Source organism: Arthrobacter oryzae, assembly GCF_003634095.1.
GTDB classification, from domain to species: Bacteria; Actinomycetota; Actinomycetes; order Actinomycetales; family Micrococcaceae; genus Arthrobacter; species Arthrobacter oryzae.
Genome location: NZ_RBIR01000003.1, coordinates 434016 through 458749 on the forward strand (window position 1 = coordinate 434016; position 24734 = coordinate 458749).

General features: G+C 66.4%; 15 protein-coding genes. 8 read left to right on the top strand and 7 right to left on the bottom strand.

Going from position 1 to position 24734, the window contains the following annotated elements:
• Positions 1-6093: 6093 nt before the first annotated feature.
• The 5 genes from trxA to C8D78_RS09690 all read right to left on the bottom strand — a co-directional run bounded on the left by trxA (position 6094) and on the right by C8D78_RS09690 (position 12127).
• On the bottom strand, positions 6094-6420 hold the full coding sequence (gene trxA, locus C8D78_RS09660) for a thioredoxin (RefSeq protein ID WP_120952949.1): 327 nt from the start codon (positions 6418-6420) through the stop codon (positions 6094-6096).
• Positions 6421-6457: 37 nt separating this feature from the next.
• On the bottom strand, positions 6458-7414 hold the full coding sequence (trxB, locus tag C8D78_RS09665; protein ID WP_120953307.1) for a thioredoxin-disulfide reductase: 957 nt from the start codon (positions 7412-7414) through the stop codon (positions 6458-6460).
• A 259-nt stretch (positions 7415-7673) separates the two neighbouring features.
• On the bottom strand, positions 7674-9269 hold the full coding sequence (locus C8D78_RS19820) for a protein kinase family protein (protein WP_208641916.1): 1596 nt from the start codon (positions 9267-9269) through the stop codon (positions 7674-7676).
• A 174-nt stretch (positions 9270-9443) separates the two neighbouring features.
• On the bottom strand, positions 9444-11507 hold the full coding sequence (gene murJ, locus C8D78_RS09685) for a murein biosynthesis integral membrane protein MurJ (protein ID WP_425266682.1): 2064 nt from the start codon (positions 11505-11507) through the stop codon (positions 9444-9446).
• 71 nt (positions 11508-11578) lie between these two features.
• The gene (locus tag C8D78_RS09690) at positions 11579-12127 is read right to left on the bottom strand and encodes an NUDIX hydrolase (RefSeq protein WP_244208327.1); all 549 of its coding nucleotides are present in this window, start codon (positions 12125-12127) and stop codon (positions 11579-11581) included.
• A 171-nt stretch (positions 12128-12298) separates the two neighbouring features.
• Here C8D78_RS09690 and C8D78_RS09695 point away from each other — a divergent pair, with 171 nt between their 5' ends.
• The 5 genes from C8D78_RS09695 (at position 12299) to C8D78_RS09710 (ending at position 18374) form a co-directional block, all read left to right on the top strand.
• Positions 12299-13777 carry a CCA tRNA nucleotidyltransferase gene (locus C8D78_RS09695; protein ID WP_120952967.1) on the top strand — a complete coding sequence of 493 codons (1479 nt, stop codon included), beginning with the start codon at positions 12299-12301 and terminating at the stop codon, positions 13775-13777.
• Entirely contained in the window at positions 13778-14362 is a 585-nt protein-coding gene (locus C8D78_RS09700; RefSeq protein ID WP_208641917.1) for a histidine phosphatase family protein, read from the top strand.
• Positions 14363-15112: 750 nt separating this feature from the next.
• A complete protein-coding gene (locus C8D78_RS19690; protein WP_167467887.1) occupies positions 15113-15253 on the top strand; it encodes a hypothetical protein in 141 nt (46 codons plus the stop codon).
• A 210-nt stretch (positions 15254-15463) separates the two neighbouring features.
• Positions 15464-16933: a glycosyltransferase family 87 protein gene (locus tag C8D78_RS09705; RefSeq protein ID WP_208641928.1), complete on the top strand. Its 1470-nt coding sequence runs from the start codon at positions 15464-15466 to the stop codon at positions 16931-16933.
• Positions 16926-18374 carry a phytoene desaturase family protein gene (locus C8D78_RS09710; protein ID WP_120952970.1) on the top strand — a complete coding sequence of 483 codons (1449 nt, stop codon included), beginning with the start codon at positions 16926-16928 and terminating at the stop codon, positions 18372-18374. Before C8D78_RS09705 ends, C8D78_RS09710 begins: the two co-directional genes overlap by 8 nt.
• Here the strand turns inward: C8D78_RS09710 and C8D78_RS09715 are convergent.
• Positions 18371-19126: an ABC transporter ATP-binding protein gene (locus C8D78_RS09715; RefSeq protein WP_244208328.1), complete on the bottom strand. Its 756-nt coding sequence runs from the start codon at positions 19124-19126 to the stop codon at positions 18371-18373. The two genes, C8D78_RS09710 and C8D78_RS09715, sit on opposite strands and share 4 nt — an antisense overlap.
• Positions 19127-19171: 45 nt before the next feature.
• Entirely contained in the window at positions 19172-20296 is a 1125-nt protein-coding gene (locus C8D78_RS09720; protein ID WP_120952973.1) for an ABC transporter permease, read from the bottom strand.
• A 187-nt stretch (positions 20297-20483) separates the two neighbouring features.
• On the opposite strand from C8D78_RS09720, the gene C8D78_RS09725 reads away from it, so the two are divergent.
• The 3 genes from C8D78_RS09725 (at position 20484) to C8D78_RS09735 (ending at position 24719) form a co-directional block, all read left to right on the top strand.
• The gene (locus C8D78_RS09725) at positions 20484-21968 is read left to right on the top strand and encodes a sensor histidine kinase (RefSeq protein WP_120952976.1); all 1485 of its coding nucleotides are present in this window, start codon (positions 20484-20486) and stop codon (positions 21966-21968) included.
• A complete protein-coding gene (locus C8D78_RS09730) occupies positions 21965-22621 on the top strand; it encodes a response regulator (protein ID WP_120952979.1) in 657 nt (218 codons plus the stop codon). The genes C8D78_RS09725 and C8D78_RS09730 overlap by 4 nt, the downstream gene beginning before the upstream one ends.
• 88 nt (positions 22622-22709) lie before the next feature.
• Positions 22710-24719, top strand: coding sequence for a penicillin-binding transpeptidase domain-containing protein (locus C8D78_RS09735; RefSeq protein ID WP_120952982.1), 2010 nt, complete (start codon positions 22710-22712; stop codon positions 24717-24719).
• Positions 24720-24734: the final 15 nt, after the last annotated feature.

Consider the following 24734-nt stretch of genomic DNA (forward strand, 5'->3'; position numbering starts at 1 on the left):
CGTCAGTGGGATCAGGGACCCCCGAGCCCGGGCTATAGCGGGCCCGCAGGACCGCGTATGGACGGCGTCGTGGCAGCATCGGACCGCAGCGCACTGCACCAGACGGTTCAGCTGCAGAAGTGCGCCACTATGTACGACGGACCGGTCACGTTCCGCCGCAGTAGTAGACAGCGTTCCTAAGTCCTCGGATAGACCGGAATGCTTCCTTCACCAACAAGAAGACATCCAGGTCTCCTATTCCCGGTCTCTGGGCGCATCTGCTGCGGAATGCACCTCTGTGTTGCCTCGTCCATCTTCCGCAGGATCGCTCATTCCGTCTCTGGCAGCTTTGCCGGCCCTTGATGGAGCGCCGCGAGGACGGGTGGGGATGCGCGACACTGCACGGACACGCGCGCTTCGCCGCGGGAATTCTGGATGCTTTTCTTCGGGGTAGCCCGAAATTCGAGCCTCAGTCCGGACTTGAGTCAGTCTTCTGGCCGTTCATCGCGTAAGTCCCAATATTTGTCCGTCCGGGCCGGAGGTACTCAACGCTCCAGCCGCGTGCGATGTCTTCAGGGGTTGGGCGTTGGGCGTCCGCGCGCTGGGTGTTGAACGTTCGGCGTCCGCGCGTGGGCAGACGTTGGGGATGCTATCTAGCCGGCAGTCACCGTTGACGTCATCGCCCCTGAAGCTGGGACGCTATGGCCGGTTCGGAGCAGCGGGCCAGGTTTCACGTGAAACACTGCCGGCGAGGCTGTGACTACCTGCGTTCTTGACGCAGGACAGAGAACTTGGCGCTGTGCCCACCGAGCCCCAAGGGCAAACAAAGGCCTGGAGGCTTTGGCACCGTAACCATGAGTATCGTACGAACGCGTTCACCTTCTGGTCCTTGCCCATTGAGGAGCATCCGCGGCATAGCGCCAATCGTCCGAATGCCGGCCAAATGGTCTACCTATCGGTTATCCCCTTCTATAGATAACCATCCAGGCGAAGCTCCAGTTGCCCCTGCTCGTGGCCTTGGGCCCACTGGCAGACCACCCCCAACATAGTTTCGGGCGGGACATCAGTTGAAGGGAGAACAACCCGGACGCCAAAGGGAAGCATCTGGCGCCGGCATTTGCCATTGCGGCACCCCTCCCGGTCTAGCCGACGCCCCCTGACCCGGTTTCCTCCCAGCCTGCCGACCGGCGCTGGCCGCGCAGCCACCGGGCAGGAAATCGGTGGAGCGAGCTCACACTGCGTGGCGTCGACGAATGCGTAATCGTGGGAATAGGTGGCTGCGGAACATGGCTGTCTACGCCGGGGAGAAGCTCGATAGGAACCAGCGAAGAGGTTTGTGGCGGCGTGGGGTGCCGCGGCTCCGCGGTGCAGTCTGCGGCGAGGCCCATCCTGTTACACGGACGGTCGCTCAACGTTCAGCAGGATTCGGCGGCAGACGAGCCCAGTCCGGGCACCTCAAGGGCACAGACACTTCCGTACTTCCTCAAAAGCCTCGACCCCGTGGACTTCCGTTCTGTCTTAGTTCTCTGTTGGTGTCTCCTCCGCTTCCCCGTCGCGCATGGTGATCTCGCAACAAAGGGGCGACTCCGAGCGAGCGTCCCGGCGGACCGGACCTCAGAAGCGCGCCATAATGGACTCCGAGCATCTCGACGGGGGCTGCAGCGAACTTCAGGAACCAGTGGCTATCTTGCCCGTGGCTGTCTTTGATTGCTTGGGTTTCTCCGGGCAGAAGCGGACCTGCGCCGTAGCTACTGTGACCTGTTGGGGAAATCGGCGGAATGCCCGGATCCATCCGGACCTTCAATGGCGGGAGTCGAGGCCGGCCTGTGAGCCCGTCGGGAGGTCTCGTCCAATCCTGTGGACGCCGCGTTGTGGAAACCCGCCGCTGGATATGCTCATGGCGCAATGGACTTGGGGGCTCATGGATTTGCGGGTGGACGCATCGCGGAGCCCGGAGGATGATTCATGGTGCTGCCTGTCGCAGCGTCCAATGCAGCCTTGCGACGCCGGCAGTGTCGCCCGACTCCATTAGTCCTCACTCCCTCGTAGGATCTATCCCGAAGCCCCTCTAGTCCTCACTCCCCCGTAGGGTGCATCCCGCAGGCGCTCGAGTCTTCACTCCCCCGTAGGGTGCATCCCCCAGGCCCTCCAGTCTTCACTCTCCCGTAGGACGCATACCGCAGGGCCCTCCTCAAGCACCTTCCGCCGGGGCGCATGCTGCTGGCCACTGGCTCTGTGACCACGCCGTGGCGTGGCCCTGGCACGGCGGCAGCAGTCCGCGGCGCGCGGGGTGCCTGAGGGTAGGACAGTTGACCCTCGGAGGTCGATTGGCGATTCGGAATGATCTTTCCTCAAAGGCCATTGCGCAGTTCGCAACGACCTGACTCCAGCCGAGCCGCCTGTGGGAGGTCGAAGATTCGGTGGTCCGCCGTAGGTGATGGTGTCTTTCCGATTTGCCCGCGCACGGATACGCAGCGGGCCTGATTGGGAGGGCGCGGTCCGCCGTCCGGTCGCAATGTTGGTTCCTGCGGCGGGTACCAGCAGGGTGACTCCCACCGTCCGGAATCGGACTGGCCATCGTCCACAGGCGTACGCCGTAGTACCGATTGACGGCGGGATGCGGGACCGTGCGATGCTTCTGGGATGGTTCCATGGAGCCCGTGAGGGTCCCTTAGTTTTCGGATTCCCCGGTGGATAAGGCGGTGGATATTACTGTGGATAACTTTGTGGATTAATCGACGGTAAGTACCTGTTTCGCCTGCTCGACCGCGGGTGTGCAGAACGGTCTTGCCTCTTCCCGACTAGGCTACCGAAATGGCGATTCGGTTTCACGTGAAACATGACTGCAGTCGTCGGCACAGATTACCGCGGCTCCTTACGCGAGGTGTCAAATCGCCATGCAGGGGTTAATTTTTCGGTGATTTTGACGCATTTTCGAAGTCGCTTCCCCGCCAGCCCCAAGCTGCACTGCGTACCAACCAGAGTATCCGTGAGGCATGCAGGATTAGCAGTTTGCGACGACCTGCAGACTCTCCCGTGGAGTACTGCCGCAGGGTGTGAACAATCTCTCAGGGCCTGTGGATAACGATGTGAATAACTTCTGTGGACAACACTGCGATATTCCGTAGCGGGAGTGAGGCTACTGCCCGTTGCGAGTGCCGGATCCGGCCCGGGAGCGGACCACCAACGGAGGCCCAACTGGCACCACGAACTGACAAACTGCTGCCGAAGTTTGCCCCAGGAGGTGTTGCGTCACGCACCCCAATATCCTGCGAAGAGCACCCACGGGCCGCTGGCCGTGGCCACCTGCAGCGAAGCCAGGAGCCGGTGTCGGACGGGCGGCTCGACTCCCGAGACAGCGGCACAAAGGAAACGCCACGGATCGCCTGGCAGCGCGCCCCGGACCACCGACGGTTGGCGCCGTGGGTGACGGGCCGATGTCACCGGACTCTCTTGCGAAAGCACCACGGGGGCCACTTGCCGTAGCACCAAAGTTCAAAGGTCCCTCGGACAGCAAACGGACAGTGCCCCGTGGTCGACGCCGGATATTTGTCGGCTGGGCCGTTGACGGTCCGGACGGTGCCAACGACTCCGACCTGCCAGACGGATCCATCTCCGCCGCAGACCTGCCCGCATCCCCATCTGGAGCGGATCGCGACTGGCTCCCTCCCGACGCCCCGGTCGGGCCTTGACTAACGGACGCCGGCGGAGCGGAACCCCCATCCCCCCATCGCGCCAGCGGCGGGTCACAGGTGCGGCGCGGAGCAGCACCAATAGATTTCTGGGGCGTTTCACCGGCGGCGTTTGGCGGATCGTGCAGGGCTGCGTCCGGCGGACCTGGCGGGGCTGAGTCCGAGGGGCACATCCCGACTGCGCCGCGACGGTACGGTCCGTTGGGTCGGAAGGACACGTCCGGGTGCGCCGGACGGACCGGGCAGAGCTGAGTCCGAGGGGCACATCCCGACTGCGCCACGGCGGTACGGTCCGTTGGGTCGGAAGGCAGTCCGCGTGCGTCGGAAGGGCACATGCGTGGGGCGCTGGGAGGGTGTAGTGCGTTGCTCCGCAAGGGAACAGTCGGGGTGCAACCGGAAGCACGTCGGGTCGGCGCCGCTGCTGAACCAGGGGCAGATGGGATAGCCTCAACTGCTGTGGGCGCTCTGGACCAGGCGCCTTGGTCGGTCCCCCGCCTGAGGCTTCGCGGGAATCCCCTTGGACGTCTCGTCAGTTCTTTGGCCGGCTGGCAAGGGTCATAGGTCCCGCTGATGGCTTCCAGTGTTTCTTTGGTGTGGTGATCGGGCTTCTTTTCAGTCCGGTGAAGCGGCCGGCATCAATGGTCGCCTTGGAGTGTTTCACGTGAAACGGCGACGCGGCTGCGAGGGGCTCGCGGAGGGTTTTCCAGAGAGGGCAACCGGGACAAATTCTGGACGCGTTGACGCCGAGGAGATTCGGACTGAACCTGTCTCAACGCTGGTGGAGGGCCTTGTCTATCCCCCATAGCTGCCAAGTGTTGACCCTGGACGACCCCCGAGGCCCAGGCAGCTTCATGGCTCAGGGAATCCAAAGTACGGGCCTGGGTGGCTTGGAAACGACCGGTCAATCGAAGACGATGGGCGATTCAGGGCTGATCCCTCCTCAATCGCGCCGAAGTCCGGACGCAGGGCGGGACCGAGAAGGGGAGCTTGGACTCTTTATCTAAGAGTGCCATATCAATTAGATGTTCCATGTTGCCTCATTTACTGGTGTTTCACGTGAAACGTTGAGGAATTTGGGAGCTGTTTCCGCCCCAAGCAGGAACGGGCCGGCCAATGGAGGCCCATATCGCGTCACTTAGCCCGCAAGAAACACTAGTGGACGACGTTTCACGTGAAACATCAAGAAACAACGGGCGCAGTCAAGACTCTGGGGAGGAACGTGCCGGCGAATGGAGGCCCATATCGCGTCAGTTTGCCCGCAGGAGCACGGGATGGTGACGTTTCACGTGAAACATGGCCTGCCTGACCCGAGGCGGGCTCCCGCGTCCAAGCAGACCCTTCCTGTTTCCGGTCGCCATGCCCTCCAGGGCCGGCATCGACGCAAGTCCATGCTCAGCCGCGCTCTCGGCTGATGCGATCCCTGTCGAAGCTGGCAGAATCACATAATTTGGTTTTGCGCCTCAGTCAGGCCGAACACGGTGTCCAGCACCTCTTCCGGCGACTCCTCCCCGGACCTCCTCCCCGCCACCGGACAGCCGGGTAGTACGACAGGGCTCGATCATGCGAACAGCCTGGACGACGAAGGCTGCGCTGAGCCAGGGGTAGACAGTGAATGCGCCCTAGGAGCCGCCGAAGTGGTCTAGCAGCTACGCCACTGGCTTTAGGGCGGCTCGGCGCTCAATAGCGTGCATAGACGGGGACTTGTGACAGGGTCCCTATTCCTGCTCTTGAGCCTCATATTCGGTGCGGGAGCGGCTCGCGGCATTGCTTCGAGACCGATGCGTTGCCTGCTGGCGAGTGGACCTCCATGCGCCGGGTAGTACATCTTGATTTTGCAAAGGTGCAGCGCGTCCTGGAGAGGTTGAATGTGTCGTCGAATTCCGCTGTTTCACGTGAAACGGTCATTTCTCCTGGATCTGGGACGGGTATTTATCGGTAAGTTGCCGGCTGCGGGTACGGCTGGGTCGGTTGACCGTGCCGGGGTACAACCGGCCCAGCCAGATCCTCCTTGATTCAAGTTAGGCATATACCGCCGGCGATGTTTCACGTGAAACAAGGAAAATCAGCGCGGCCAGCGTGCGATGCCCCACAAACGGGAACAGCGTGGGCTGATCCGCACCCCAACTTCCGCGTCGGCGCCCACGGTCTCGCCGAGGATTACGTATACGCCAAAAGTAGGTGGTAAACAATGACAAAAGATTGCTTCATGGATTCGGGGTACGCCGCCATGCCAGCCCCCTACCGGCGGCCCTCTTCTGCGGGGGGAAATACTGACACAAAAAAGGTGGCCCCCGCTTTTAGCGGAGGCCACCCGGGGCCTGACTAGTGTGTCGCACCAGAAAATAAGCACCTGGCTGTTCGAAGCCTTGAAAGGACGCCCCCGCAAACTACTGAGGGGCCCAATCTGGAACTACGACTGGAACTAGGACAAGACGTCCGCGAATTCCTTCTCGAAGAACTGCTTGGGCCGGGCGCCGATCACAGTGCTCTTGACCTCGCCACCCTGGAACAGGTACACGGCCGGGATGGACGTGATACCGTACTCCGCGGCTATAGCGGGGTTGTCGTCAACATTTACCTTGACTACGTCAACCTTTTCGCTGTATTCGACCGAGATCTCGTCGAGGATCGGGCCGAGCTTGCGGCACGGGCCGCACCATTCTGCCCAGAAGTCCACGATGACCGGCTTGGCGGAAGCCAGTACGTCGGTGCTGAAGCTGGCGTCGGTTACGTCTTTTGCGTTGCTCATACCCTGTGTCTCTCTCTTCGGTTGGTTGCTGCGCCGTTTAGGCGTGGATATCTGCGAGGTAGTGCTCGACGTCGAGAGCTGCCACACAGCCGGAACCCGAGGCTGTGATCGCCTGGCGGTAGGTCGGATCAATGACGTCTCCGGCGGCGAAAACACCGGCGATGCTGGTCTTGGAGGTCCGGCCGTCGACGGCGATAGTTCCCTCTGCCGTGAGCTCAAGCTTGTCCTTGACGAGGTCGGTGCGGGGATCGTTGCCGATCGCCACGAACACCCCGGTCACGGCCAGCTGGGTCTCCGTACCATCCAGAAGGTTCTTCAACTGCAATCCGGTGACTTTGTCCTGACCCAGGACGTCCTCCACGCCGGTGTTCCACACGAAGCTGATCTTCTCGTGGGACAGGGCGCGGTCGGCCATGATCTTCGAGGCGCGCAGCGCATCGCGGCGGTGCACCACGGTGACGGATTTGGCGAACTTGGTAAGGAACAGCGCCTCTTCCATGGCAGAGTCGCCGCCGCCGATTACGGCAATGTCCTGGTCCTTGAAGAAGAAACCGTCGCAGGTTGCACACCAGCTGACGCCGTGGCCGGACAGCCGCTTCTCGTTCGGCAGGCCGAGTTCGCGGTACGCCGAGCCAGTGGAAAGGATGATGGAACGGGCCTTGAAGGTCTCCCCAGTGCCGATCGTGACGGTCTTGATGTCGCCGTCGAGATCCAGCTCGGTCACGTCCTCAAACTGAATTTCCGTGCCGAAGCGGGCAGCCTGCTTCTCGAAGTTCTCCATGAGGTCCGGGCCCATGATGCCGTCGGGGAATCCGGGGTAGTTCTCCACATCCGTGGTGTTCATCAGTTCGCCGCCGGCGGTGACCGAGCCTGCCAGGAGCAGCGGCTTCAGGTTCGCGCGCGCCGTGTACACCGCTGCGGTGTAGCCCGCAGGGCCGGAGCCGACGATGATGACATCACGCACTTCGGAGGCGGTGTTTTCTGCGTTGCTCACTGAACGGTGAACCTCTTCCTTTGTCGATGCGCCCGCCTCGATGGCCGGCCACATGGCACAACTATTGCCGGGCACTGAATATTCCGGCCGAAATGGGCGTCACGGAGCGACGCCACTACTCAGGGTACCGGTTTGCCGGGGCCGGAGCCGGAGACAGCCCCGGATTACAGCAGCGAGGCCCAGTGCACTGCCCCGGCTGCCGTGCGGGCCCGCCACTGCACGGGGCCGTTACGCTACCGGCCCGTTACGCTACTGGCCCCTACTGCACCTTGATCTCGGCCAGGCGCAGGCCGTATCCGTAGCGGGTCTTGGGCGCCGCCAGCCTCGGCAGTGTCTTGATGGACACGATCACGTACTGTGCCGTGACCGGCTGCGGCAGCGGCATGGTCAGGTCCGGAGACGTGAAGCTGTTGCTGCCAACCAACTTTGCGCCGTCCAGGGACGGCTGATCGTTGGTGTAGACGCTGATGCTGCCGCCGGACGCGCCGAGCTGGCTCAAAGTGACGGAGGAGACCTTGGAGGGGCTCTTCAGCTTGACCACCAGGGGAACCTCGGAGGCCAGGCCGCCCCAGTCCTCCGTGGCGAATTCCATGTCCGACCAGAAGCTCGCGCCGTTCCCGTCAAAGGTCTTGACGAGATCGGAGTCGTAGTTTGCGGCGAAATCGAAGTTGCCCAGCCGCGTCACGTCCTGGATCGCGGGCGGACCAGCGGCCGGCGCCTGGCTGGCCGTCGAGGACGGCTTCCCCGACGATTGGCCGGTGGACTGCTTCGGCGCGCTGGAGGACGGAGATGTAGCCGCAGTCGTCTGGGGGTTGCTCTTGAAGAGGCTGCCAAGGTTGGTGACCGCGAAGACCAGGCCCACGACCAGGACGGCGGCCAGCAGGGCGCCGACGAGCCAGCGCATGGAACGGGGCTCCCGGCTCGGCTCGTCGTCGTATTCGTCGTCGTACTCCCCGTTTCCGTCCTCATCTACAGAGGATCGGGCTGACGCGGGGAAGTTGCCCGGAGCGCGGTCGGCGGCGTATCCGCCTGCGGCGAGTCCGGTCGCACCTGCTGCGCCGCCCTCATGATCCTCGCCGCGCCGCTGATCGGCGCCGCTGTAGTCGTCGTCGGACCACAGCGAGACTTTGGGCGCTGCGGCCGTAGCCGGCTGCGGGGCTGCCGTTCCGGCGGGGCGGGGCGCCGTGCCCTCCTGAACCGGCTGGGGTGCCGTGGGTTCACGCCGTGCGGCCTCTTGCGGAGCGGTTCGGGGCGCCCCGGGAGCTTTAGCCGCACCGGCGGCAGCACCGGCCGCAGCACCAACGGCCGCAGCGCCAGCGGCACCGGCAGCGGGTGCGGATGCCGGGCGGGACGGGACACCGGCGGGCGGGGCGGCCGGGGACCCCTGCGGCCCGCCGGCCTGCTGGGCGTGACCGTAATCGATGTACCCGGCATCGACCTCTTCGTCGTCGTAGAGTCCGTCGTATGTTTCGGGTTCGCTGGATCGGGCCTGTCCGAAGATCTCGCTGCCGAGGGTGTCCGTGAAGAACGGCTCAACATAGGGCGGGTTGGAAGAGACCACTAAATCGAGCAGGTCCGCCGCGGACGTGTGGTTGGTGATCAGGTAGGTGGTGGCCTCGCTGACGCCCAGGTCAAGAATCTGAACGCTGCCGGGCCGCTCGCCGGTGGCGACCTCCCGGGCGCTCCGGGCCACCTGATCGGCGTTGCCCGGCCCGGCGACGAGGATGCTTACGGGACGATTGAGCACTTGGTCGACACCGTCCAGCACCAGATCCTGGTCATGTGAGGTCAGTACGGTGGCAGTGACCTTGTAGCGGCCACCGAGTACTGATCCGACATCGATCGGGTGGGACACGGGCTCCTCCTAGACTGTCCGGGGTTTGCCGACGTGGTCACTCCGCGAGCAACCGTGAATCCTCCGGTAAGCCGGTTGACCACTGGTCCGCAACTCCCCTTGTTAGTCTTCGATCCTAGCCGATGCTCTGTACGGGCCGCGTGAGCGCGGCTGTTTGAAACGGAGCGGGGTTCATTATTTCTTTTTTCGGTTAAAGGGGAAATAGGGGTTGTGTCCGGCCGGGCCCTGATAGGTCCGGCGGCCCGGCAACGGAACATCGCCCCGGCCCAAGCCGCCCAGCGCGGTGCTGGGAAGATCTTCGGCGGGCAGGTACCCGCCCTCCGGACCGGCGGGCCGGCCGTAGGGGAACGAGTCCTCTTCCCGGATGTCGGGGCCGGCGCGGAAGGATTCGGCGTCGAACCCGCCGGAAATTCGCGGAATCAGGCCGGTATCCACCGAGATGGTGGCCCGCTCCGGAGCCCTGCGCACCTCCGCTGCGCCTGCGGCCTGCCCCTCGGGGCCCGCTTCGGTGCCGCGTTCGGCGGCGGAGCGGCGCCGGAGCCGCCCAAGCAGCGGCTGCAGGAGGTCCTGGAGTTCCGTTACCCGGAAGAGCTTCAGCAGCAGGAAGTAGGCGGCCAGCATGACGGGACCGACGACGACGATCGTCACCAGGGCGGCGATCCGGTCGCTCCAGGCGAAACCGTCCGGGTTATAGCTGCCCAGCAGCCACAACGCCACGGCCCCGGCCAGGGCGGAACCCAGGGCCGCGTAGCCCATGCGGATGTAGGAGCTGGCGATGCGGGGGCCGTCCAGGTGGCCCAGGAGCCGGCGCAGGAAGATCGCGCTGACCATCACGGAGAGGATATTGCCGCCGGTGTAGAGGATGGCAATGGCGAAGATGATCTGATCGAACGGCAGGAACTGGATCATGAAGGCGGCCGCCAGATTGACCAGCGCCAGGACAAGTTGAATGAAGAACGGTGTCCGGGCGTCCTCGTTGGCGTAGAACACGCGCGACATCATGAAGTTGGCGCTCATGAAGGGGGTGCTGAGGGCCAGGATGGTGAGGGTCTGGGCCAGCATGACGCCGTCCTGGCGCACCCCGCCGGAGAAGAACATGCCCAGCGGCCCGGCAAGCGCGAAGAGCGCCAGCGCGCCGAAGACGGTGGCCACGGCCATGGTCCTCAGGCCGTGGGAGAGCGCGTTGCGCAGCGCGGCCCGGTCTCCGTCCTGGGACGCCCGGGTCATCCGGTTGAACAGCACGGTGGCCAGCGACAGGGCGATGATCGAGTGTGGCAGCAGGTACAGCTGGCTGGCCACCTCCAGCACAGCGTTGCCCGGAATGCTGGCCGCCGCGGGATCCCCCGCCTGTTGGAGGCGGACCCGTTCCGCGCCCGGAATCGTGGCGATGCGCATGACGTAAAGGAAGGCCAGCTGGCCGACGGCGGCCGTCGCCAGGGTCCAGACGCTCAGCTTCGCGGCGTGGCCCAGCCCCACCCCGCGCCACCCGAAGCGCGGGCGCAGCCCCAGCCGCAGCCGGAAGACGGGAATGAGGAGGATGGCGGTCTGGGCGACTACGCCGATCGTGGAGAACCCGGCGACGAGGAAGGTCTGGAGCGACCCCCAGTTGTCGATGGTGTGCGGGTTGACGGCGTTGGCGCCCATGATGGCGATGAACATGCCCAGCCCGGCGATCGCAACGATGTTGTTGATGATCGGCGCCCACATTGCGGGCCCGAACGCCCCGTGGGCGTTGAGGACCTGGGTCAGCAAGGCGTACAGGCCGTAGAAGAAGATCTGCGGAAGGCACCAGAACGCGAACGACACCGCGAGGGCCTTCTGTTGCGGCGAGTAGCCCTGTGTGGTCAGTTGAATGACCGAAGGCGCCAGCACCGTGACCAGCACCGTGAGCACCAGCAGCACCAGGACCGCCAGCGTCAGCAGCCTGCTGATGTAGTCCGCACCCTTGTCCGGCGCCTTGCTGGCCTTGATGATCTGCGGCACCAGGACAGCATTGAACACCCCGCCCGCCACCAGCAGGAAGATCAGGTTGGGAAGGTTGTTGGCATTGATAAACGTGTCGTTGACGGAGGAGCCCAGGCCCAGGGCCGCCGCCAGCATCCACGTCTTGGCGAAGCCCAGGAAACGGGAAACGAGCGTTCCGGCCGCCATGATGGCGCTGGAACGGGCTTCTCCGGGCTGGACGGCCTTGGAATCGGCGGGGCCGGAGGGTACGGGGGCGGGTTTGGCTGATGACATCGTCTTCATCGTCTCACCCGGGCGGGGCATTAGTCGCTATCGGTGGCCGTGACCGGCCGTGACCGAAAGCCTCAGCGGTCCTCCGGAAGGACTTCCTTGGCCAGATCGGCGATGCGGCGTTCGTTGGGAAACGACAGCTTGCGCGCCAGTTCCTGGATGGGAACCCACGCGACGTCGACGGCTTCCTTGTCCGGATCGTTCTCGATGGTCAGTTCCCCGCCGGTGGCACGCAGGAGATAGTGGTGCACGGTCTTGTGGACGCGGTGGCCGCTCACCGTGAACCAGTAGTCGATGCTGCCCAGCGGCGCCAGAATCTTGCCCTCGATCCCGGTTTCCTCGGCGATCTCGCGGACGGCAGCTTCCTCGTTGCTTTCCTTGCCCTCCGGATGTCCCTTCGGCAGGCACCATTCGAGCCGGCCGCCGCGGTTGAGGCGGGCAATAATCGCAACCCGCAGTTCGGCGTCGGACATGTCCACGACGACGCCGCCGGCGGAGATTTCCTCGACGGTGGGCAGGGAAGCATGGCCCGGGTGCTGGACAGGCGCGACATTGGCACCTATTGCCGACGGCAACGGTGCGTTTGTCCTCCTGCCGGGAGCGCTCGGTACGGGATGGGCCATGAGGTCCACTCTAACGACTCTTGCCCGCTGTTGATGACCTAAACATGGCTGGAAAGTGGACGGCCGGGAAAGTGGGCCCGCGGCGCTTCACCCGCAATAGTGACGAACTCGCCGGATCCCCCGGGGTTACGGTGTGGTGCTGGCGCGGTTTTCTGACAAGCTTAAGTAACTATGGCGCACGCACATCAAAAGACTGACTCCCACACCGTTTCCTTCCAGGTGGACCCGGTGGTTCTGGAGCTTGGGCAGCGCTTCGTCGACGCCGGCCACGAGCTGTCCCTCGTGGGGGGCCCCGTCCGTGACCTGTTTCTTGGCCGCATCTCCCCCGACCTTGACTTCACCACCGACGCCACGCCGGACCAGACGGTCGCCCTGATCAAGAAATGGGCGGACAACTACTGGGAGATCGGGCGCGCCTTCGGCACCATCGGGATGCGCAAGGGCGGCTTCCAGATCGAAATCACCACTTACCGGGCCGACGCCTACGATCCTGAATCCCGCAAGCCGGTGGTGGCGTTCGGAACATCACTGACGGATGACCTGCTGCGGCGGGACTTCACGATCAACGCCATGGCCCTGCGGCTGCCCATGTTGGAGCTGGTTGATCCCTTCGGCGGCGTCCGCGACCTGCACGCCTCCATCCTCAACACACCGGGACCGCCGGAAACGTCCTTCTCCGATGACCCCCTGCGCATGATGCGCGCGGCGAGGTTCGCGGCCCAGCTCGGGGTTTCGCTGCATCCCGACGTCCGCGAGGCGATGGTCCGCATGGCTGAACGGATCAGCATAATTTCTGCCGAACGGGTGCGCGATGAACTGGTCAAACTCCTGAACGCCGCACATCCCCGGGCCGGCGTGGACCTGCTGGTGGACACCGGGCTCGCGGACCTCGTGCTGCCCGAAGTCTCCGCCCTGCGCCTCGAATCCGATGAGCACCACCGCCACAAGGACGTCTACCAGCATTCGCTCCAGGTCTTGGAACAGGCCGCCGCCTTGGAAACGGCGGCCGACGGACCGGTGCCGGGCCCGGACTTCGTGCTGCGGTTCGCGGCGCTGATGCACGACGTCGGAAAGCCGGCTACGCGCCGATTTGAACCGGGCGGCGCGGTGAGCTTCCGCCACCACGACATGGTGGGCGCCAAGCTGACAGCAAAGCGCATGAAAGCCCTCCGATTCGACAACGACACCATCAAAGCCGTGGCCAGGCTCGTGGAGCTGCACATGCGCTTCTACGGCTACGGCGAGGCCGGCTGGAGCGATTCCGCGGTCCGCCGCTACATCACCGACGCCGGGCCCCTCCTGGAGCGTCTGCACCGGCTCACTCGCTCCGACGTCACCACCAGGAACCAGCGCAAAGCGGACCGGCTGTCATTTGCCTACGACGACCTCGAGGACCGGATTGCGGCGTTGCGGGAGAAGGAATCCCTCGAGGCAGTCCGCCCGGACCTGGACGGCGGCGAGATCATGGCCCTGCTCGGACTCAAGCCCGGCCCCGTGGTGGGCCGAGCCTACAAATTCCTGCTGGAAGAACGCATGGAACACGGCCCGCTCGATCCCGCCGTCGCCGAATCCCGCTTGCGGGATTGGTGGGCGGCCCAGCCCGAGGCGGCGCCCGACGGCGCCGATTCATCCACCACTGAGGAGCCCTAAGTGATTGCACCTTCAAACGGTCCCCGCCCCCAACTGTGGATCCTGCGTCACGGTGAAACCGAGTGGTCCAAGAGCGGACAGTACACGGGGCTGACCGACATGCCCCTCACCGTGGAAGGCGAGCAGCAGGCCGTCGAGGCACGCAAGGTACTCGAGACCGTCGACTTTGATCTCGTGCTGACCTCGCCGCTGCGCCGCGCCCGCCGGACCGCGGAACTCGCCGGCTACCCCGACGCCCAACTGGAGCCGCTGGCGGTGGAATGGGACTACGGCGACTACGAGGGCATCAGTTCGGACCTCATCCGCAAGGACAACCCCGAATATCTGATCTGGACGCACGGCGTCCCCAACGGTGAGGCGCTCGACGACGTCGCCGCGCGGGCCGACAAGATTGTGGCGCGGGTGCTGGAATCGGGCCTGGACAATGTGCTGATCGTCGCGCATGGGCATTTCTCCCGAATTCTGACCGCCCGGTGGCTTGGACTCGACCCGCACGAGGGCCGGCATTTCGTGCTCGGGACCGCCAAAGTCTGCACGTTGGGATGGGACAAAAAGACTCCCGCCGTCGTGCGCTGGGGACTCTAAAACCGGCTTGTAAAACAAAGTTCAAAAATCTTTATGAATTCGGTAGGCAACTGCCGCATTTGTGGTGTATTTTTATTTCTGACCCCAGGGCGATTTGCCGGGGTCACGGCGCGCGTCGCCCGGCTTGTCGGCCGGAGCCACGGCAGGACAGAAAAGGAGGTTGGGAAATGATGATTACTTTGACTAGCGGATGGATGTACTCCACCACCGCCACCCCGGCCTCTGTCGCTGTACCGCGCCCGAATATCGGACTGACCACTTCCTAACCGCCCCTCCCGTCCCAGGTAATTCAGCCTGGGACCCGCGGCGGAGGCTTCCCCGACGGGAAGCCCTGTGACGGCAGCCTGAACAGGCGGAACCACGCGGTTGCGCAGCCTCCCCATAGTTCGGAACCCAGCTTCTTGTTGGGGTTTGCGACGCTACCGCATTCAGGGGCCTTTTCCCATTGGATATCTTTCCGCACCCGGAATCCCCCGGCTTGACTAAAGTCGGAGAATTTCGCGGGGTAATTGCCGCGCCCGGATTTGGCTCTTCGAATCCTTTGCACTTAGGCCGTTATTTGTCGCGCCCAAAAAAGGCCGTTCTTTTCACCGGTAATTCCTGCCCTTCACCTATCGATCTGCCGTCTCCTCCAACGAAAGGTCCCCGTGACTACTACAACCACCGCCCCGGACAGCCGCACCGCCCTGGGCAGCCGCACCGCCCCGGCGGTCAAGTTCCCGATCACATCGCCGGAAGGAGGTGACAACCATGATGAAGAAGCTCTACACGGTCCTGTTCCAGACCCGGAAGCCGGAACTCAAAGAATCCACCCGCTTCAACGGCCACCTGCTGGACCAGAAGCGCGACGACGTCTTCCTCGCAATGCATCAAGCCGGACTCTTTCGCTGAGCGCCGGACGCTTCCGCCGCCGTCCCGTAAGGGATGAAGCCGGATGCCGGCAGGACCGTCCGCAGTGAAGGAGGACCTCATGACTGACATGGCAACCGATCCCCTGGGAGCCCGTGCGGCGACGCGCGGGCTCCCTCGTTTAAGCCCCGCCGCCGTGCCCGGCCCGCAGGAGCGCGGCAGGTGGCAATCGCCCCCGGTAAGCTCAAGGTCATGCAGGAGACAAAGCCGCCGGAACACCGCAAACGGGTCCGATTGGTGATCCCAAGCCGCAGCGACCCTTTTCTTCGAAATTTGACGGAAGTGGTGGGCGGGCCGCTGGGCAACCGGACGGCACCGGGGATCGTGTCGCCGGGATTCTTCACGGTGGAGCGTGTTCTGGTGATCCTTACCGTCCTCGCTGCCCTGACCGGGATTCTCCTCAAGAATTTCTGCCGTACCCACGGCTGGGAAACGCCCGGGCAGTTCTACGCAACGTGCTACTCGGACTTCCCCGAACTCTTCCGCAACCGCGGCCTCGGCGACGGTGTCTTCCCTTTCATCACCCAGGGGAGCCTCTTTGAGTACCCGGTACTGATGGGGTTCATCGCGGGCGCCACCGCGCTTTTGGTGCCCGGCACCGGCACCGGTGAGCCCCGCATCCTGGGTTACTTCGACGTCAACGCCACCCTGATCGCCGCCGTCTGGATCATCGCGGTCCTGGCCACGGCGCGGACGAACCGGCGCCGGTCCTGGGACGCGGCGATGGTGGCCCTCGCTCCCGGCATTGTCCTGGCAGGGGTCATCAATTGGGACATGTGGGCCGTGTGCCTGCTGGCCCTTGGCATGTACTTCTTCGCCCGCAACAAGCTCGTCCTCGCCGGAATCCTGATCGGGCTGGGCACGGCCACCAAGCTCTACCCCCTGCTCATCCTCGGCGCCGTTCTGCTCCTGGCGCTCCGCAGTGGTCGCATCCGGGCATTCCTGGTCACCGCCGGAGCCGCAGCCGGGGCCTGGCTGGTGGTCAACGTCCCAGTGGCGGCCGCCAACCCGGACGGCTGGAAGTACTTCTACCAGTTCACCCAGGAGCGCCCGGCCGGGTACAGCTCACCCTGGTTCGCCTACAATCTGCTGGCCGGCCGGCTCGGCTGGAACCCGCTCGAGGCCGGGGCCATTAACTCCTTGGCCATGGACCTGTTCCTCCTGGCTTGCATCCTGATCGGGGTACTCGCCCTGAGTGCACCCCGGCGGCCCAGGATCGCGCAGCTGGCATTCCTGATCGTGGCGGCATTCATCCTGACCAACAAGGTGTACTCACCGCAGTTCGTCCTGTGGCTGATTCCGCTGATCGCCCTCGCCCGGCCCCGCTGGCGCGACTTCCTGATCTGGCAGGCCATTGAGGCCCTGCATTGGGGCGCGATCTGGATGTACCTGGGGCAGGCGACTAGCGGCGGTTCGACCCAGCACAACATCGATATGCCGTACTACGTCCTGGCGGTGCTTGCCCACATGCTCGCCACCGCGTACCTGATGGTGCGTGTCGTCTGGGATATCTGGGATCCGTCCTACGACGTAATCCGCCGGGACCGCGTCGACGACCCGCATGGCGGCCCTTTTGACGGCACCCCGGACTGGCTGCGGGTCGACCTCAGCCGGCCCGCCGCGTCGCTGCTGCCGTGGCGGAAGGCCACCGCAAGTGACTGACGTCGCCGTCGTCGGCTCCGGCCCCAACGGGCTGGCGGCGGCGCTCACCATGGCACGTGCCGGCCTCAAAGTCCGGGTGTTCGAGGCGGCCGGCACGGCCGGAGGCGGACTGCGCACGGCCGAACTGATTGAACCGGGACACTTCCACGATGTCTGCTCGGCAGTGCATCCCATGGTCCTTGCCTCGCCCTTTTTCCGCCGGTTCGAATTGTCCCGGCGCGTGCCCCTGGCGGTGCCGGATATCTCGTACGGATCCCCGCTCGACGGCGGCCGCGCGGCCCTGGCCTACCGTTCCCTGGACCGCACTGCTGCTGAACTCGGGAGGGACGGCCCGGCCTACCGCCGACTCATGGCGCCCCTCGTGCGGCGGATGGACGGCGTCGCCGATCTGACCCTGAACCAGCTGCTGCGGATTCCGGCGGACCCTGCGGCGGCCGCCATATTCGGCGCCCGGACGCTTGAACAAGGGACGCGGCTGTGGAATGCCAGATTCAGCGAGGACCTGGCCCCCGCACTGCTGAGCGGCGCCGCCGCGCACGCCGTGGCGCCGCTCCCCTCTGTCACCGCCGCAGGCGCCGGCCTGATGCTGGGCGCCCTGGGGCACGCCGGCGGCTGGCCCGTTCCACTGGGCGGATCGGCCGCGATAGCCCGGGCGCTAACCGCGGACATCGAGGCCCACGGCGGCGTGATCGAGACCGGGAAGCGGATCAGTTCGCTCGCGGAGCTCCCGCCAGCCCGCGCCACCCTGCTGGATGTGGCGCCCCCCGCGCTGCTGCGCCTGGCCGCGGGCAGGTTCCCCGCGGGCTACCGCCGCGCCCTGGAGTCCTTCCGCTTCGGAAACGCTGCCTGCAAAGTGGATTTCATCCTTTCCGGACCGGTGCCGTGGGCGGCGGACGGGCTCGCCGACGCCGGGACGGTCCATGTGGGCGGCACCCGGGCCGAGACCGCCGAATCGGAGGGCCAGGTGGCGTCCGGCCGGCATCCAGAGCGGCCGTACGTTCTGGTCTCGCAACCCTCACGGTTCGACGCCGGCCGGGCGCCGGCGGGGCGGCACATCCTCTGGACCTATTGCCACGTTCCGGCCGGCTCCACGGTGGACATGAGCGAGGCCGTCATGGCCCAGCTGGAGCGCTTCGCTCCAGGGTTCCGGGATCTGGTGGTCCAGTTCAAGGTGACGACGGCGGCGGGCCTGGCGGCGTATGACGAGAACTACGTCGGCGGGGACTTCAGCGCCGGCCGCATGGATCTCCGCGGGGTTCTGCGCCGCCCGGTGCTGAGCCGCGTGCCCTGGCGGACGCCGCTGGCCGGGGTCTACTTGTGCTCGTCCTCCACTCCGCCGGGGCCCGGGGTCTCCGGAATGCCCGGCTTCCACGCGGCCGGATATGCGCTGAGGGACATGTTCGGGCTGGGCGTGCCGGAACTCGGGTACCAGGCCCCTTAGCCCAGCCGCGTGGCAGCGACCGCCGGCGTCACCGGGGCGGACAGCCGTCCGTCGCGCATCTCGGCCACGGCATCCGTGAGCGGGACGAAATCCGTGTCATGCGTGACCATGACGGTCGCGACGCTGAATTCGTCCGTGACCCGCCGCAGCAGCCGGACGATTGCCTCGCTGCGGTGGTGGTCCAATGCGGCGGTCGGCTCGTCCACCAGCAGCACGGCAGGGTTTCCCATGAGTGCCCTGGCAATGTTGACGCGCTGCCGCTGACCGCCGGAGAGCTGGTGGGGCCGCTTCGCCATGGCCTGTCCCAGGCCCACGAGGTCCAGCAGTCCGGCGGCGCGTTCCGCGGCCGCCCGGGCGCCCCCGCCGCGAAGGCGCTGCGTGATCACGAGTTGCTCCACCGCGGTGAGGGACGGCAGGAGATTGGGCTGCTGGAAGATGATGCCGATCCTGTCCCGGCGCAGTGCCGTGCGGCCGGCGTCGGACAGCCCGCCGGCGTCCTGTCCGTCGATCATCACCAGGCCGGCGGAGGGCCGCACAAGCGTGGCGGCTACCGCCAGCAGGGAGGACTTTCCGGACCCCGAGGGGCCGATCAGGGACACGAACTCCCCCGGGCGAACCTTGAGGCTCACGCCGTCCAGTGCTTTGAGGGTGCCGTCTCCGTCCGGGTACTCCAGTGTCACGTTGACAAGGTTCAGGGCGGAATTCTTCGGTACGGAATTGTTCACTTCGAAGTTGCTCGGGAGGGAATTCACGGAATATGCCTTTCTGGGAATATACGGGACGGGGTTGTAGCCCGGTCAGTTGCCGCCGAGGGCGATGAGCGGATCGACGCGCGCGACGCCGCGGACCGCCAGGGCTGCCCCGGCCATGCCGAGGACGAATATGCCGGCGATGGGCACCAGCGCCGTCCCGGGGGTGAGCAGGAATGGCGCTGCCCGGGACGCCAGGACCCCGCCGGCTACGCCCGCCAAACCGCCGGCCGCGGCTCCTGCCAACAACACCAGGGCGGCCTGCGCCATGGCGTCCCGGAGGATATAGCGGGCGGACCCACCCAAGGCCTTCAGCACGGCGATATCCCGGGTGCGTTGCACGGTCCAGACGGTCAGGAAGGCGACGATCACGAGGGCCGAGATGCCGTAGAGGAATGCCTGCATGAGCATCAGCGAGCCGTTCTCGCTCTTGTAGGACCCCAGCGCCTGGAAGGATCCGTCGACTGAAGTGCTGACTGTTCCCGCGGCCGCGTTCGCGGCGCCGAGGTCCACCCCGGTTCCGGCGTCGGAGTCTCCTGCGTGGGATGTTGCGGCGTCGAAGTTCACGGCGAGCACAGTTGCGGCGCCGCCGTCAGGAATGTGTGCCAACTTCTGCCAGTCGGCCAGCGTGGTCCAGACGACGCCGGTGTGCGAATACCACTGCTCCGGAACGATGGCGGCCACGATCAGCTCCGAACCGCCGACCGAGGCGTGGCTGCCAATGCTGAGATCCAGGTCGGTCGCGAGGCCGGCTCCGACGGCCACGGTGCCCTCAGACAGCGGGGCCGGCGCGAGCCCGGCCGCGGGCTCGGTGCCGAAGACGGCGACGCTCGCCGTGCGTCCCGGCATGCCCCCGGCGCCCAGCACTTGGAACCGGCTCTGGCTGATGCCCAGGGCCTCGGCCCGGGCGACGCCCTCGCGTGCCGCCCACTTGGCCTGCTGGGCGCGAGTGACTTCGGACTCCGTGAAGGAGGCCTTGGCCGCGCCCCCGGCCGGGGCGCCGAAGACCAGCTGGTCGGCCGGAAGGGCGGCGAGGGCCGACGTCGACTGGTTGCCGAGTCCGGCCGTGAGGCCGGAGAGCATGACGAGCAGGAGCGTGATGAGGGCGACGACCGCGCCCATGAGGGCAAACCGCCCTTTGGCGAAGCGGATATCGCGGATGGCGAGATACATGGTTGTCCTTTTTCTGACGTTGGTGGCCTTGCTTCAAGCCTCTCCGCGGATGGCCTTGGGGACATCGGCCGCCCGGATGGACCGCCGGCGCCGGACGGACGGCGGCACAGTCAACCAATAGGTTGATTCGGCCGCCGCCTGGCCGTTTCCCGCCGGCGCGCCGCGCTGCCGGCACTACGCTGGAAGGATGGAGGGCGACGCCGGCAACACGGTCCACGACGGCACACGGCACGTTGGCACCCCGCAAGGCGGCCCACGGCAAGTAGACGCGCCGCAACGCGCCCCCCGGCACGAGAGTCCCCGGCATGCGGGCCTCCAGCAGGAGGATCCCCGGCCCGAAGTCGCGGCACCCACCGGGGCGGCGGTCATATTGCGCGTCCTGCGAGTCAGTCTTCACGTCGGCTTCGCGGTGCTGCTCCTGGTGGCGGTGGTCCGGCTCCTCAGCGGCGGAATCCACGGCACGGGCTGGATCACGCTGCTGCTGGCCCTGCTGCTCGCCGCCCTATACCTTCTGGGCACCGTCCTGGAGAAGCGCCATGCCGCCCGCAGCGCCGGGTTCGATCCGCGGCCCTACTCGGGCTGGTGGCTGGGCGGCGTCAGTCTCCTCTGGCTGCTGCTGATCTGGGCCAGCGCCGACTTCGCATGGCTGGTGTTTCCGCTGTTCTTCCTGCAGCTTCACGTGCTCCGGCGCCGGCTGGCGATGCCGGCGATCGCACTGAGCACGGTGCTGGTCATCGCGGCCCTCTGGTTCCACAACGGCGGCATCGCGCCATGGGGGCCAGCCGGCGCGGATCCGGCCGGCGTGGCGCTGCAGCTGCCCATGGTGCTGGGCCCGGCGTTCGGCGCAGCCTTCGCCGTGGTCACCGGGCTGGCCTACCGGGCGCTCTTCCTGGAGGCGGAAAACCAGCGGCTGGCGGCCGAGGAACTCCGCCGCACCCGCGCCGAACTTGCCCGCACCCAGCACGACGCCGGTACCCTCGCCGAGCGCGCCCGGCTGGCCCGCGAAATCCATGACACCCTCGCCCAGGGCCTGTCCAGCATTGTGCTGATGGGGCGCGCGGCCGAGAAGGCCCTGGACGACGGTAATCCCGCCGTGGCACGGGACAGGCTCCGCATCGTCCGGGGCACGGCCGCCGCCAACCTTGCCGAGGCCCGCAACTTCGTCCGTGCACTCCAGTCCCCCGCGCTCGAGGACGGCTCGCTCGTGGCCAGCCTGCAGCGGCTGTGCGAAGAGACCGAAGCGGAAGCCGCCGCCCGCGGTGCCGGCCTGCGCTGCCGCCTCGACGTCGAGGGCCAGCCGGCGGAGCTCCCCGCCGCCCATCAGGCCGCCTTGCTCAGGGCCGCACAGGCGAGCCTCGCCAACGTCCGGGTTCATGCGCAGGCCGGCACCGCCGTCGTCACGCTGTCCTTCGTCGGTTCCGAAGTGGCCATGGACATCTACGACGACGGCACCGGGTTCGACCCGGCGGCCGTGACCGCCCGTCCGGACGGTTCCGGCTATGGCCTGACGTCGCTCCGGGAACGGGTGGCAGCCCTGCACGGGCAGCTGGATATCGAATCCGCCCCGGGCGAGGGCACCGTGGTGGCCATCCGGCTGCCGCTGGCCGCGCCGTCCGCGCCACCCTCCGCGTCACCCTCCGCGTCCGCGCAAGCCGGCGGGGGCAGGCCGTGAACACCATCCGGGTCTTCCTGGTGGACGACCATCCGGTGGTCCGGGCCGGGCTGCGGGCGATGCTGGGCGATCTGCAGGGCATCACCGTGGTGGCCGAGGCCGCCGACGGTGCCGCCGCCCTGGCCGGACTGGCCAAGCTCCACACCCTGGGCGAGCCCGCCGATGTGGTGCTCATGGACCTGCAGATGGGCGCGGGCATGGACGGCGTCACCGCCACCGGCCGGATCAAAGCCGGAGACGCCGGGGAGCCGGCACCCCCGGTGCTCATCCTCACCACCTATGACTCCGATTCCGACATCCTCGCGGCCGTCGAGGCCGGCGCCGCAGGCTACATGCTCAAGGATGCCCCGCCCGAACAAATCCGGCAGGCAGTGCTCTCCGCTGCGGCCGGCGGGACGGCGCTGGCACCCGAGGTCGCGGCCAGGCTGATGGGCCGGATCAGAAATCCCGCGCCGGCCCTGTCCGCCCGCGAGATCCAGCTGCTGGAACTGCTGTCCACGGGCATGGGAAACCGGGCGATCGCGAAGCAGTTGTTCATTTCCGAGGCCACGGTCAAGACCCACCTGGTGCACATCTACGGCAAGCTCGGCGTGGACAACCGCACCGCCGCAATCGCCGTGGCCGCCCAGCGCAGGATCATCCGGCGGCCCTAGGCCCCGTCGCCCTCCCGCGGCGGCCGCCCGTCGGGTGCTTATGTCATGTGACAACGGAGTTGTCAGCGGTTCAGTGCATAATGGCGCGATGGGGAACTCATCAAAACTTTCACTTGCCCTCGTGGGCCTCGTTCTTGGCGCCTCCCTGGTGGCCTGCGATGACGGGCGGTCCGGCGCGCAGGGCGCTGCCACGCAGCTCGCTACCGCGGTGTCCGCGCTCGACGTCGGGTCCGTCGCCTTCGACGGCAAGGACTCCGGGGCGGCAAATGACCAGCTCAAAGAGGTCTTCAAGGCGCTCGATCCGGCCAAGCCGTCAGTGCAGGCCGGAGAGCTGAAACTGGACGCCGGCACGGCAAAAGTCCCGCTGAACTACACCTGGAAAATCGGCGCCGACGAGTGGAAGTACACCGTGTCTGCCCAGCTGAAGAAGACGGGCGACAAATGGCTCACCGTCTGGACCCCGGCCCTTTTGGTGCCGGACCTGGCTGACGGGGAAGTCCTCAGCACATCGAGCGAGACCCCCCAGCGGGCACCCATTCTTGGCGCCGGGGACGTCCCCCTGGTCACCTACCGGCCGGTGGTCCACGTCGGCATCGACAAGACCCAGCTCGGCCGCGCCGACGCCGCGGACTCGGCCACCAAGCTCGCCCAGTTGGTCGGCGTGGACCCGGCCGCCTACTCCAAGCAGCTGGCGGCAGCCGGTGCCCAGGCGTTCGTTCCCGCCATCACACTGCGCGAAGATGGCCACCGGACCATCACCAATGCACAGATCTCCGCCATCCCCGGCGGCCGCGCCATCCCTGACACCCTGCCCTTGGCGCCCACCCGGACTTTCGCCCGGGCCCTGCTGGGAACCGCCGCCGAGGCCAGCGCCGAACAGATCGAAAAGTCCGGCGGTGCGCTCAAAGCCGGAGACACCACCGGCAACGGCGGCCTCCAGCAGCAATACGACGCGCAGCTGCGCGGTTCCAACGGCCTCGTGATCCGCGCCCAGAAGGCCGGCCTGACCGCAGAGCAGATCAAGGCGGCGCCCACCGACCCGCGCCGGATCCTTTTCCAGGCACAGATGAAGCCCGGGACCCCGCTGAAGACCACGCTCGATCCTAAGCTCCAGCAGCTGGCGGAGGACGTCCTGGGCAACGTCGGCCCGGCCTCGGCCATCGTGGCGATCCGCCCGTCGACCGGTGCTGTCCTCGCGGCCGCTTCCGGGCCCGGCAGCAACGGCTACGACACGGCCCTGCTGGGCCAGTACGCACCCGGCTCCATCTTCAAGATGGTGGATTCCCTGGCGCTCTTCCGCAAGGGAATGACCCCGGACTCCAAGGTCCAATGCACCCCGACCCTCACCGTGGACGGCCGGACGTTCAAGAATGCCGAGGGCTACCCCGAATCCTCGCTGGGTTCGGTGGCCCTCCGCGAGGCCTTCGCACATTCCTGCAACACCGCTTTCATCAACGCCCGAGACAAGGTCACGCAGGCCGAGCTGGAAGCCGCCGCCACATCCCTGGGGGTCGCCGTCGAAGCGCCGGCGCTGGGCGCCGCGGCCTTCCTCGGTTCGGTCCCGGGCGCGGCCGAGGGCACCGAACATGCCGCTTCGATGATCGGCCAGGGCAAGGTTCTGCTGTCCCCGCTGGCGGCCGCCATCATGGCCGGCTCGGTGGCCAAGGGAGCGCCCGTTTCGGCAAAACTGGTGCTGAATCCCAACGCCTCGGCCGCCGCCCAGCCGCCGGCGTCCGGCAACGCAGCTGCGACAGCCTCGCCTTCGGCCACGCCCACGGCAGCAGGCGACGCGTCACCGTCCGCTCCCGCCAAGACCTCCGCCGCGCCGGTGACGGCAGCGGAAGCAGCCCAATTGGCGGACATGATGCGCGCCGTCGTGACCTCCGGCCACGCCGGCTTCCTTGCCTCGGTGCCGGGCGCGCCGGTGGGTGCCAAGACCGGCACCGCCGAGTTCGGAACGGATAACCCGCCGAAGACGCATGCCTGGATCGTGGCCGTGCATGGCGACCTCGCCGTTGCGGTGTTCGTGGACGACGGCGGCCTGGGCGCCACCACCTCCGGGCCGTTGCTGAAGGAATTCCTCACGGCCGCCGGCTAACGCCCGCCCTCGCGG

Excerpts from the sequence above, each read along its gene's own strand:
- trxA (WP_120952949.1), bottom strand. The coding sequence starts at position 6,420 with ATGAGCAACGCAAAAGACGTAACCGACGCCAGCTTCAGCACCGACGTA.
- murJ (WP_425266682.1), bottom strand. The coding sequence starts at position 11,507 with ATGTCATCAGCCAAACCCGCCCCCGTACCCTCCGGCCCCGCCGATTCC.
- C8D78_RS09690 (WP_244208327.1), bottom strand. The coding sequence starts at position 12,127 with ATGGCCCATCCCGTACCGAGCGCTCCCGGCAGGAGGACAAACGCACCG.
- C8D78_RS09695 (WP_120952967.1), top strand. The coding sequence starts at position 12,299 with ATGGCGCACGCACATCAAAAGACTGACTCCCACACCGTTTCCTTCCAG.
- C8D78_RS19690 (WP_167467887.1), top strand. The coding sequence starts at position 15,113 with ATGATGAAGAAGCTCTACACGGTCCTGTTCCAGACCCGGAAGCCGGAA.
- C8D78_RS09705 (WP_208641928.1), top strand. The coding sequence starts at position 15,464 with ATGCAGGAGACAAAGCCGCCGGAACACCGCAAACGGGTCCGATTGGTG.
- C8D78_RS09720 (WP_120952973.1), bottom strand. The coding sequence starts at position 20,296 with ATGTATCTCGCCATCCGCGATATCCGCTTCGCCAAAGGGCGGTTTGCC.
- C8D78_RS09725 (WP_120952976.1), top strand. The coding sequence starts at position 20,484 with ATGGAGGGCGACGCCGGCAACACGGTCCACGACGGCACACGGCACGTT.
- C8D78_RS09735 (WP_120952982.1), top strand. The coding sequence starts at position 22,710 with ATGGGGAACTCATCAAAACTTTCACTTGCCCTCGTGGGCCTCGTTCTT.